Annotated in this window: 9 protein-coding genes; 3 read left to right on the top strand and 6 right to left on the bottom strand. The window is 37.2% G+C overall.

Annotation, left to right across the window (positions count from 1 at the left end):
• Positions 1-21: 21 nt before the first annotated feature.
• From gdhA to ACQKOG_RS08580, 3 genes are all read left to right on the top strand, one after another.
• Positions 22-1395 (top strand): NADP-specific glutamate dehydrogenase, encoded by a 1374-nt coding sequence (gene gdhA / locus ACQKOG_RS08590; protein WP_402868962.1) that lies wholly within the window; start codon positions 22-24, stop codon positions 1393-1395.
• A 186-nt stretch (positions 1396-1581) separates the two neighbouring features.
• Positions 1582-2268, top strand: a complete 687-nt coding sequence (locus tag ACQKOG_RS08585; RefSeq protein WP_402868960.1) for a phosphoribosylaminoimidazolesuccinocarboxamide synthase — start codon at positions 1582-1584, stop codon at positions 2266-2268.
• 170 nt (positions 2269-2438) lie between these two features.
• The gene (locus ACQKOG_RS08580; RefSeq protein ID WP_370077378.1) at positions 2439-3089 is read left to right on the top strand and encodes a YIP1 family protein; all 651 of its coding nucleotides are present in this window, start codon (positions 2439-2441) and stop codon (positions 3087-3089) included.
• A 42-nt stretch (positions 3090-3131) separates the two neighbouring features.
• Here ACQKOG_RS08580 and ACQKOG_RS08575 read toward each other — a convergent pair whose 3' ends face one another.
• The 6 genes from ACQKOG_RS08575 to ACQKOG_RS08550 all read right to left on the bottom strand — a co-directional run bounded on the left by ACQKOG_RS08575 (position 3132) and on the right by ACQKOG_RS08550 (position 12225).
• Complete coding sequence (locus ACQKOG_RS08575) at positions 3132-4334, bottom strand: NAD(P)-dependent malic enzyme (protein ID WP_370077377.1); 1203 nt, start codon at positions 4332-4334, stop codon at positions 3132-3134.
• A 418-nt stretch (positions 4335-4752) separates the two neighbouring features.
• Entirely contained in the window at positions 4753-5583 is an 831-nt protein-coding gene (locus ACQKOG_RS08570) for an MBL fold metallo-hydrolase (protein ID WP_370077376.1), read from the bottom strand.
• Positions 5584-5865: 282 nt separating this feature from the next.
• On the bottom strand, positions 5866-7047 hold the full coding sequence (locus ACQKOG_RS08565) for an anti-sigma factor family protein (RefSeq protein WP_370077375.1): 1182 nt from the start codon (positions 7045-7047) through the stop codon (positions 5866-5868).
• A complete protein-coding gene (locus ACQKOG_RS08560; protein WP_370077374.1) occupies positions 7037-7579 on the bottom strand; it encodes an RNA polymerase sigma factor in 543 nt (180 codons plus the stop codon). Before ACQKOG_RS08560 ends, ACQKOG_RS08565 begins: the two co-directional genes overlap by 11 nt.
• 214 nt (positions 7580-7793) lie before the next feature.
• The gene (locus ACQKOG_RS08555; RefSeq protein ID WP_370077373.1) at positions 7794-8603 is read right to left on the bottom strand and encodes a sulfurtransferase; all 810 of its coding nucleotides are present in this window, start codon (positions 8601-8603) and stop codon (positions 7794-7796) included.
• Positions 8604-8613: 10 nt separating this feature from the next.
• On the bottom strand, positions 8614-12225 hold the full coding sequence (locus tag ACQKOG_RS08550) for a dynamin family protein (protein ID WP_427445984.1): 3612 nt from the start codon (positions 12223-12225) through the stop codon (positions 8614-8616).
• Between the last annotated feature and the right edge of the window lie 477 nt (positions 12226-12702).

Below are 12702 nucleotides of genomic sequence, written 5' to 3'. Positions count from 1 at the left end.
AATAACTGGAGGTTTTTTACTATGACAACTACAACTGTAAGCAACGAACAATTAGCAAAAGAATACGTTGATGGCGTATTCGAGCAACTAAAACAACAAAATAGTTATCAAGCGGAGTTCTTACAAGCAGCTGAAGAAATTTTCATTTCATTAGTGCCTGTATTTGCACAACACCCTGAATATATTAAAGCCAATATCTTATCTCGTATCGTTGAGCCAGATCGTATCATTTCTTTCCGTGTAGCTTGGCAAGATGATAACAATCAAGTTCAAGTAAACCGTGGTTACCGTGTGCAATACAGCAACGTAATGGGACCATACAAAGGCGGTCTTCGCTTCCACCCTTCGGTAAATGAATCAATTATCAAATTCTTAGGCTTTGAACAAATCTTTAAAAATGCTTTAACAGGTCAACCAATCGGTGGTGGTAAAGGTGGTTCAAACTTCGATCCTAAAGGTAAATCAGATTCGGAAATCATGCGTTTCTGTCAAGCATTCATGACTGAATTATACAGCCATATTGGTCCAGATGTCGATGTTCCAGCAGGTGATATCGGTGTTGGCGCTCGTGAAGTAGGTTTTTTATGGGGCCAATATAAGCGTTTAACAAAAGCAAACGAATCTGGTGTATTAACTGGTAAAACTCCTGGCTACGGTGGTTCTTTAGCCCGTAAAGAGGCAACTGGTTATGGTACTGTATATTTTGTAAATGAAATGCTAAAAGATGTCAACGATTCATTCGAAGGTAAAACAGTTGTAGTTTCTGGTTCTGGTAACGTTTCAACATATGCTATTGAAAAAGCACAAGCTTATGGCGCTAAAGTTATTGCTTGCTCTGACTCTTCAGGCTATGTTTACGACCCAGAAGGTTTAGATCTTGATGCAATTAAAGAAATTAAAGAAGTAAAAGGCGATCGTATCTCCACTTACTTAAACTATCGTCCAAATGCTACATTTACAGAAGGCTGCACTGGTATCTGGACGATCCCTTGTGACATCGCGCTTCCATGTGCTACACAAAATGAAATTAATGGCGATTCAGCGCGTACTTTAATCTCTAACGGAGTGAAAGCTATTGGTGAAGGTGCAAACATGCCATCAGATCTTGAAGCAATTAACGAATTCTTAAATGCTGGCGTATTATTTGGTCCTGCTAAAGCTGCTAATGCCGGAGGTGTTGCTGTATCTGCTCTTGAAATGGCGCAAGATTCAAGTCGCGTTTTCTGGTCATTTGAAAAAGTAGATGCTAAATTACATGAAATTATGAAAAACATTTACGCAGACAGTAAAGCAGCTGCCGAAAAATATGGTTACCCTGGGAACCTTGTAGTTGGCGCGAACATCGCTGGCTTCGTTAAAGTTGCTGATGGTATGCTAGCTGAAGGCGTTTATTAACAATAACTTCAGAATCCTTTCAATCCACGTAAGGTGATAACAAACATTCGTTATCACCTTATTTTCCATTAGAAAAGAAGTTAAAAAGCACAAAAAATATCGTTTAAAACGAACATTTTTACTATTAAACATTTAAAACATTCGTGTTATAATAATGAAGTACTACGAAATATTGGAGGGTTTTTTGTGGAATTATTGTATACAGGTAAAACGAAAAATGTGTTTCAATTAGAAGATGGTCATTACTTATTAAAATTTAAAGATGATGTAACTGGAGAGAACGGCGTATTCGACCCAGGTGCTAATACTGTAGGGTTAACAATCGACGGTGCTGGTTTAGCTGGACTTCGCTTAACTTCTTATTTCTACTCAAAACTAAACGAACAAGGTGTTCCTACTCACTACGTTGATGCAAACTTCAACGATGCAACAATGACAGTAAAGCCTGCAACTGTTTTTGGTAAAGGTTTAGAGGTCATTTGCCGCTTCAAGGCAGTAGGCTCTTTCCTACGTCGCTATGGTGCATACGTAAAAGAAGGACAAGACTTAGATTCTTTCGTAGAAGTTACTATCAAAGATGATGATCGACTAGATCCTCCCATTTCTGAAGATGCTTTAGCCATGTTAAACCTGTTAACACACGAAGAATACGCAATTTTAAAGCAACGTACAATTGAAATCGCTAAATTTATTGCTACAGAGCTTGACAAAAAAGGGTTAACACTTTACGATATTAAACTTGAGTTTGGCCGCGATGCTAAAACAAATGAAATTTTATTAATCGATGAAATTTCAGGTGGTAATATGCGTGCTTACAAAGGCGAACAATACATAGAACCATTAGAACTTGAAAAAATTATGTTAGCTGAATAAAAAACCATTCTATTAAAATGCTATGCCTGACTAGATACGAGTAATCAAAAAGAGTCGCTTTCTTGCGGCTCTTTTTGTTGGTAAGATGTTTCTTCGAAACTTTTCATTCGTTCACTCGTATACTAATTATACGCATAATGCATTTATACTATTATTTTGGAGGTAATTTAATGGATGACTTTAATGAAACATCACAAGAAAGGCTAAAGATTAATCCATTTTTGTCTATTTGGTTGCATCCAAAGCAAACAACCCGTTACATGATAGAAGAAAAATCAATAGGTTTTGCTCTTCTTCTTTTGTCAATTGGTTATATTGGTGTTACACTTTCAGACCTTATTGATAAGATATCCGTGATAGACTTTTCTCCTTGGCTTATCTTACTATTTTGTGTTATTGCATCACCGATTTCAGGAATAATCGGTACAGCTTTTGTTGCACTCATCGCTTGGCTATTCGGTAAACTTTTTAAAGGAACAGGTACGTACTCACACTTATTCAAAGGGCTAAGTTTAACGGCTATTCCATCTATAGTCCTTATTCCTTTTTATTTAATTTGGTTATTTACATCACCTGAATCTTTAATGGATCCTAACTTCGCCGGGCCTTACCCTTGGGTTTTTTGGATTGCAATTTTATTATCGATTGTGGTTGCAATTTGGAACCTCATTATTACAGTAGGAATTGTTGCAGAAGCACACCAAATAACCAATTGGAGAGCGTTCTTTACACTCTATATTCCATGCATTATTCTCATTGCCCTCATTATTCTGGTGATTGTTCTCTTTGCAGTTATCGGCATTTTAGCCGGAACAATGTAAAAAATCTCCCCTCTCTCTATGAGAGTGGGAGATTTTTTCACATTAAACTGAAAGCACTGTATTTTGTTGGAATAGCTCCGACACACCAGACTCAACAGCTGCTCCACTTACAGCTTGGGAAACAATTTCAACAACCCGCTCATCTAATGATTTAGGTACAATATATTCCTCCGTTAATTCCTCATCACTTACAAGAGCGGCTATCGCTTCCACTGCAGCTATTTTCATAGCCTCATTAATATCTGTTGCTCGAACATCCAATGCCCCACGGAAAATACCAGGGAAAGCAAGCACATTGTTAATTTGATTTGGATAATCGGAGCGTCCTGTTCCCATAATACGTACACCCCATGCTTTAGCATTTTCATACGTAATTTCAGGATTTGGATTTGCTAGTGCAAACACGACTGGATCATCATTCATTGAAGCAATATGTGCTTCTGTTAATAAATTAGCAACCGATACGCCGATAAAGACATCAGCACCTTTAATGGCATCTTCCAATGTCCCATGTATTTTTCCAGGATTTGTTAAATGTGCCACTGTTTCTTTAATTGGATTCATACCTTCAGCGCGACCTTCATAAATGAGGCCTTTTGTATCGCACATATAAATATTTTTATAGCCCATTTGCACAAGAATACGTAAAATAGCAATACCCGCTGCTCCTGCACCATTAATTACGACCTTCATCGTTGCCACATCTTTCTTCACAATACGATTGGCATTAATCATCCCTGCACCTACTACAATCGCCGTTCCATGCTGATCATCATGGAATACGGGAATATCACATTCTTGGCGCAGACGATCTTCAATTTCAAAGCATCTTGGGGCTGAAATATCTTCTAAATTTACAGCACCAAAAGTAGGAGCAAGCGCCTTCACAATGCTGACGATTTCATCCGTATTCTTCGTATCTAAACAAATAGGAAAAGCATCAACATTGGCAAAACGCTTTAATAAAATAGCCTTCCCCTCCATTACTGGTAATGCTGCCTTCGGACCAATATCCCCTAACCCTAATACCGCCGTTCCATCTGAAACAACTGCCACCATGTTACCTTTCATTGTATAGTCGTAAACAAGTGATGGATTTCTCTCAATCTCTACACAAGGCGCAGCTACCCCTGGCGAATACGCAAGACTTAAATCATATGAATCTTGCACAGGCACCTTAGAAATCACCTCTAATTTCCCGCTATAATACTCGTGCATTTCTAAAGCCTTTTTCATAATGTCCATTCAATCCCATCCTTTTCTTTTCAAATTATTATATATTTCAGAATCATAATACTTTGTGAAAGTAAAGTCAACGAATTTTCTGTCAATTTTAGTTTTTCATCTAAATAGCGCTATCTATTCTCATCTCCGCTAATTTTATGCTTTGTTCTTAACTTCACAATCAATTATTATAATATAATATTCGCATCGATTAGCTTTATTAAAAATGTACAAATACCGCCATTAAGCCTGTTCAACTTTTCACATAGTATTTTTCTTGTGTAAATGAGAAATTTTTCACAAACTAATGTAAGCGTATCCATTGTTCCATCTGGTTCCGTCACATTTTCTTCACATTTTTTCACAAAGTTTTTTATTATGCATCCTCAAGTATTCTTTTTTTCCTTACTGAATCCCTCGATTAGCAAAAAAAGAGCCCTTATTTTAAGGACTCATGCGTAAATTGATTTATAAAAGCAGTGATAATATGTTTGGAAGACCACTGTTCTCCTGATACTTTTGTAATCGGATAATCACGAGAAAAGATAGCTTTTGTAATTTCATCAACTAAATAACCTTTAAGAAACAACTGCCTTATATTACTCTCCATATCTTCTAAATAAGCAATTTTTTCTTGTATTTTCGTTCGACCATCCGCTATAAAGCCTGCATGACAGCAATAAACTTCTTCGAAATCATAGTTTAATATTTTCTTCAAAGACGCCAAGGTATGTACGATATTTTCTTCATCAAGGACAACCTTAGTTTTCGTCTGTATATACAAATCTCCTGTAAACATAGCACCAGTTTCTCGATTGTAAAATGATACATGATCTGTCGTATGCCCTGGTGTTTCGATAACGTCCAATGTAGCTGATTTCGTTTGCAATGTATTGCTTATTGGTTGGGCAATAAACGCTGGTCGCTCCCCCCATAATGCCTGTCGATAAAATGGATACTCTCCATCCTTTGCACAAAGACTTACCGAATCACGGTGAACATAGATAGGTACACCCTTATGTTGCTGAATCCATGCTGCATTTCCTGAGTGATCCTCATGCGAATGAGTGAGCGCCAATTGTTCAATCGGTATTTCGTTAAAAAAGGATTGGAACTCCTGTGAAAGTGAATATGAGCCTGTATCAATTAGTAAGCCATCTACAAAAAAGCTATAAACACTCATTCCTATCCCCTGAACTGTCACTTTACCGTGAGCGCATTTCACATCACGATTTTGTTGAATCTCTATACTTTTCTCTCGTTCAAACATCCTTTCCCCCCCCTTTGTAAAAAGAGTGTAGCATAAAATGAATAATCAGTCATTTTATGAATAAATGCTACGCAAATGGAAAAGGAATCGTAAGTTGACGATTACTATCAAAACAGCCCCTTTTATTAATAGAGAGATTATAATTTTAAAGGGAAGCCCGAATTCAAAAAATGCATGGTTTTATACACATATTCTTAGCTAGATATAAGTACAATCACAATTACATTTTTAAAATCTTATCAAATTACTAGACTGTCGTTTAAACACTCGAGGGCTTTTTTGTTAGTGTAAATCCAAAACAATTGGATCAATTTGTTTTTTAATCCTTACAGTAGACGGCACTAATTTTAAATTAGCTGGGATTTGTTCGAAATTCTCAAACTGTAATTTGTAAACGGTACGATTATTTGTTCGCTCAGAATAATTTACATTTGTCCGGTTAGAAATAATTAAACGATCGTTAATGACCATCTCCCAACCAGCTGCACGAACTTTTTGATCACCTTCCGTAGAAATTTGTAAATGTAATGTACCTTGTTTGATTTCTAATGAATCAATTGTATATGTTACGTTATTCAATTTGAATGGCTGTAATTGTTTTGTATTCACTTCCGTCTCAAATAAATCGAACGCAGATGCTTCCATTTGAAACACTTCAAACGTTGCTGGGTTAGTATACTTTGGGACGGATATCGTGTATACCATTTCGCCCAATACATCTGTGTCGAAACCACTAGGACCTGAAAAGTCTGTAATCATTGGTTGTTCGCCAGTACGTCCATCACGTCTAGTAGTTAAAATTAATTTTCCTGCTTCATCTCGGATTTCAAATCGGACGTCTGTTGTTACTTTACCGAAAAAGTCATCTTGTGCATTGTCAAATTTCGGCATGTTCGCCACTTCTATATATTGGTATTTATTTAAATGATGTTTATATATATTATCTTGATCTCGCTGGTATTGTTCTTTAAATTTAACTCGATATTGAATATCAATGTTTTCCCCATTTCCGACAACTTTATCAATAGAAACATCCAAGAATGGCTCATTATAATTTAAGACTTGTTCACCATCTAAATGTTCTTCCTGCTCGCTACTATTCGTTTCTACTAAATGTGTTGGCTCATCAATCGGCTGTGCCACTTCAATCGGTGGACGATTCCAATAATAAAACGCAAAACTTAGCATAATAATAGCTGCACTGATTACAGTAATTTTTAAAGAATACCAAGATTTTTTACGCTTTGTATTCGTTTGAATACGTTGCATAATAGCATCACCTTGGCTATGTGTCATCATTGGCTTATTGAGCTGTGCAAATAATGTTTTTTGTTCATTTACTAATTGCTCATATTCACGTTGACAATTTTCACAGAATTGCAAATGAGCTTCCATTTTCTTTTGTTCAATCTCATCTAAAAAACCTTCTACATAATCTTCCAGCAAATTCGAATCACATTTCATAAAAATAACCTCCTTTTGTCATTGTGATTGACCTAAGCTTTCTTTTACTTCGGTGTAACTTATTTCGAACATCATTTAAAGAAATTTGAAGCACTTCGCTTATTTCATCGTAGCTTAGCTCATTTACATATTTCAGTAACAATACCATGTACTCTGTTTCATCCAACTGTTGAAGAAGCTTTTCTAACTGCTCATTTCTTTCATGTAACAACAATATTTTTTCAGGAAAACGATTATCCATTACATCACTGTCGATTCGTATCGTTTGTAACTTATGAACCCGTAAATAATCGAAACAATTATTGACTACAATTCGGTATAGCCACGCATTAAATGAGCCCGTTTTTTTATACTTATGTAAGCTATAAAATACTTTTATAAAAATATCTTGTACGATATCTTCAGCTACCGACTGATTTTTTACTATTCTTATGACAGTGATAAAAACTTTCTGCTCATAATGTTTTACAATATGTGCAAAATGATGACTTTCACCGTTCTTTACTCGTGTGATTACTTCATCCATCTCCATTTGTTTCACCTCCCTACTACTATAACGATAAAAATTGCATTTCCTCTCAAATTTTCCCTATATTTTTTCTCTAATTTCGAATTTAGGATTTGTTATTCAAACAAGCTCTCTCTGAAATGTTTGAGTCTGCTTACATTTAAAGCAATTAAACCTTCTCTTGCCCTCACTCCAAGAAAAAAACGCCCACCAAAGTGAGCGTTTCTTCCTCAATCATTTATTCATTTGTTCCTTTTTCTACATCATATTGTGTAATCCAGTCACTAAAGCTGCCTACATACAGTTGAATATTTTCATAACCTTCATCTGCTAGTACTGCATACAATGGTGATGCTGTAACACCGCTGCCACAATATACAACAACGTGCTCGTCTTGTGCAACCTTGCTGCGTAACTCATCATTGGCTTGTAGACGACCATCTGACTTTAATTGTTCCCAGTCAAAGTTTTTTGCTGTTGGAATATGCCCAGCTACCATATCAAGAGGCTCCACGTCACCACGGTAGCGAGCTGCGGCACGTGCATCTAGCAACGTCGCATTGACTTCTCCATCTACAATAGCTTTAACTGCTTCACGTGGAGCATATAGCTCATCTCGCCAAACAAATTCAATCGTAGTCGGTGGATATTTTATAATGTCTTTTGTGAAAGATATTTTTTCCTCGAGCGCAGGTGCACCACCATTCACAATCACTACATTTGGAAAGCCTGCATATGTCAGCATCCACCAAGCACGTGGTGCAAATGGCGCAGCCCCTTGATCGTAAACGACAATTTGATCTTCATAATTTAATCCTAATCCTTGAAATACTGCCGATAGCTTTTCCTTACTTGGCATAGGATGGCGGCCATCGCTAGACCCCATATCTGATAGATCCTGCTCTAGATCGATATAAATCGCTCCTGGTGCGTGTCCCTCTTCAAATATTTTATTCCCCGCCTCTTTGTTTTGTAAATCAAAGCGGGCATCTAAGAAACGGACTCCATCTAACTGAATTTCCTCAACTGATTTGAATACTTTTCCCAAATGAATCACCTCATGCGTATTGTAATTGTTCGTAAATAGCTTTCCAAGAAGCTAAACGACTTTCTTCCTGAAGTGCAAGTCTTTCTGTTGCAATTTGTTCAAGTGCCTGATGGTAAATATGCAGACGTAATTTCTCTGCTTCCTCAGCAATATAGGTAATAGCCCATGTCATGAGGGATACTTTCTGTGAATCTAAATAGTTTTGCGCATCTGGTTTTGTTAATACTTCAAGCGCCTCACTTAGTTTCATTTTTTCATTCTTCTCAAAGAATGCCTTTTGATTGCGGAAGTGTGATTTAACACCCGAATATTTCGCGATATCTGTAAATGGTCCTTCAAAATCAAGTAAATCTGGCTCAGAAGATTCAAACGCTAAGAATGAGAAGCTACGGTTTAATTCTTTCAGCTCACGTACTTCATCTTTAAAGCGTAATTGCATCTTCTTACTAATAAACTGTGATAAACGGAAGTTTGTTACACGCATTTCTTGTGTAAAGTCAAAACGTAAACTTTGCATTACTTCTTTTAAAGCATGCTCTAATGCTTGCTGAGCTGGCATTGCTGAAAATGTTGAAGGATTGTAGCCTTCCTTAAAGAACTCTGGGTAACGATAATACACACGCTGAAGAACATAATACAATAATTCATCAAGCTCTTGCTTCGTTTCACTTTCTAACATGCTTGTATTAAGCGTATTAAACTTCGATGTTATATGCTGTTCAAGAGTTGTTAATTCCTCTAAACGCTCATCCTTACGCTTTAAGTTCTCTTCTGTCTGCGTAATTAAGTCACCTAAACGTTGTTCCGTTTTATCGACTTCCTCTGCAAGTGCCTGAACAGCCAATGCACTTAATTCATCATTTAAGAATGTGTGGAAGGCATCTTCGAAAGGTGGCATACCTGATGTTAAATCAGCACCCTCAACTTTTTCCTTTAATGCCAATAAGCTCGACACACCGTAAAGTCGAGGGAAGCGAATGCCAAAACGTTGTAGCTCTGAACGCACATAACCTTTTACATCTTCCTGCTCTTCTTCTGTTGTCGCTAAATCAATCGCATTGACGATAAAGAACATTTTATCAAGTTCGAAGGCATCCTTCACACGCCCTAGCTGAATTAAAAACTCACGGTCAGCTTTAGCAAAAGCATGATTATAATAAGTAATAAACAAGATTGCATCAGCATTACGAATATATTCAAACGCAACACCTGTATGACGCGCATTAATAGAATCTGCTCCTGGTGTGTCAACAAGTGTCACACCCATGCGTGTTAACGGACTATCATAATAGAAATCAATATTATCGACAAAGCATGATTTATTTTCTTGCGCAACAAATTTTTCGAACTCTTCACGGTTAACACGTAATACTTTTCCAAGCTCAGACTTAAATGTTGGGAACCCTTCTTTATATGCACGAATAAATGATTTATGCACATTTAGGCGTTCGTCCGATAGCTGTACCGCAAGTCCTTCATCTGCACGATTAAATGCCTCTTCTAAAGAAGAAACTGATAATCCAACTGCTGCATATGAAGCTTGAATATCCTCTAGCATTTGGTCAGCTGTTTTTAATAGTACATCTGCTGTTTCATGCGGATGCTCTGGTGTCACAGGACGAATTTTATTAATAGCCGCTGTTGTAGGGTTTGGTGATACAGGTAAAACTTTAGCACCCATTAACGCATTAGAGAACGAAGATTTCCCTGCACTAAATGCACCGAAAAGCGCGATTGTGAAATCTTTTTTCTGTAATCGTTCTACTTTATTTTCTAAGTAAGTTGCTACTTCCGCAAAGCCTTGTACATCTTTTACCGAGTTTGCCGTATGAAGTGCACGCTTCACTACACCTTCAATAGGAAGGCTAGTTGCGCTAACTGCTTGCTGTGCCTCTTCCTGTTGTAATGCTTCTTCTTTTGGCTTTAACATCGATTCATCAAACAATCGAATATCTGCTAAATCTCGCTTAAAGGCTTGATCCCAATTTGTAAGTTGTTGATTTGCTAGCTGACGTATTTCATTGCTTGCCTGGTGCATAATACTTGCACTATATTGCTGATAGCCCTCGATTTCAAGCACTGCCTGAATAGCATCAACTTTCGCTTGCATCCCAGCCATTTTTAATTTAGATGGAGCAGCTGTTTCAGTAGCCACTGCTTCTAAAGTTGTTGCTTGTGCATCCTTCCAATTATCTGTTTCCTGGATGAAGTAGCGTTTTGTTGCCTCTGCTACACGGTTAGCGAAGTTTAATACGGCATCTCCAGTTAATATGGCACCAGCTTGTACCTGCTGCTCAATAAGAGAGAATGGTAATTCAAAGGCGTAGGCATCAATAGCGGTAGCACGTTCTTCATTTAATGCACTAACATCCTTTAACACCTTTTTCATTAGCCCTTTTAAATGTCCAGTAATCTGTGCATGCACAACATTTTGATAGGCACTATAGGCATCCTCTTTACGGCGGTTACGCTCTTCCTCTGTTTTTTTCTTAGCAGTAAATAAGCCCCCTACCTTGAAACCATCCTGCTGACTCTCTAAATACAGACGTAATTTATCGCGTAAATCAGCTGGCATAATGGCAGCATTCGCAAGAAGTTCTTTACGTTGGTCCTCGAACGTTTCATTCCATGCTTCAATCGAGAACAATTCAACTTGACGATTTAGCTTATTGTATTGCTCTAAAATATCTTTATGGTTTGCCCAGTCATCGGCACTTAATACATCTTCATCGATGTCTAAACGATCTTCTCTTTCTTCTGTTAAATAAGTGTCGTGCTCACTTTGTAATAAACGCAGCGTATTTGATGCTGTCTTTACAAGTTGATCCTGCCAATCATTCATACTATCCATAACAATTTTCTTAACAGCTTTAAAATCGTTATAAGGGTGCTCAGGCTCTCTTAATGAAGTGAAAAATACACCTTTTGGTACTACACCCCAAGCCGCAAAGGAATTGTGAACTGTTGCTTTAAATTCCTCAAAGCTTAATTCATTTTCATTATGCTTATCAATCATGTTTACAATTAAATAAACGTTTGGATTGTACTTCATTAATTGCTTTGTAAATTGGAAATTCAATTCTGATTGCACGTGATTGTAGTCCATTGTATAAAATACGATATCAGCAATATGAAGGGCTGACTCTGTTGACATACGGTGTGCATCATCTGTTGAGTCGACACCTGGCGTATCCATAACTGTGACACCTAGTGGTAATGTCGATGTACTATGACCAATTTCAATTTGAGACACTAGGTCCCCATCTTTACTAAGCTCTTTCACTGTTTTAAAATCATAACCCGCTTCAAATTTCACAGGTTTTTCATTGTGCATATAGACAATCGCAAAGTCTTCATCTGATTTATGGACTTTGACGATATTGGCACTCGTTGGAATAGGACTTGACGCAAGTAAATCTTCACCTGATAGCGCGTTAATCATACTCGACTTACCAGCAGAGAAATGGCCAGCAAAGCCGATAACATATTCTTTTTGCTGTATTTTACGTGCAAAAAGTGATGTCTTATCCATACGCTCTGTATCACCATTATGCTGATAAATTATGTATTGTAACGACGCTTGCTTTAATAGCGCCTCCAACTGTTGTTCAAAATCATTCATAAAACCAGTAACCCCTTTATTCATATTAATCAATTTCGCCTTGGCGTAATTGCCGCTGTCGCTTCGCTTTCGCGCAGATAAACAATGCGTCCGGATTTTGAATTGTGCGAGCACAATTCACTCCTTTAAAAATCCGTGACATCCGCCGGAGGCTTAATCTTCATTCAGTAATGTTTAGAAAGGAACTATATCCTGATTCATCTTACCACTTTAGAGGTGGTAGTTTTTCTGAATGAAGATAGTCATAAATAGTATTCTACCTTATTCGACAAACAAAGTATAACACTAATTTACTTTGAAAAGCATATATATAAAGGTTTCAGACGCCATATTCATCCATATCGCCCTGTTTAACCAAAAAAATGCATTATTCAGGCTCACTATCAAAACGTGGGGTTGATTTCATACGTTTTAACAAAATGTCATTCTCAATTTGTAGTGATGGGCCAATATTTTAAAAAAACTACTAATTTCTAT

Source organism: Lysinibacillus sp. NPDC093216 (genome assembly GCF_050280325.1).
Taxonomy (GTDB): domain Bacteria; phylum Bacillota; class Bacilli; order Bacillales_A; family Planococcaceae; genus Lysinibacillus.
The sequence above is the reverse complement of the archived record's forward strand: the minus strand, read 5'-3'. Positions and strand labels throughout refer to the sequence as shown.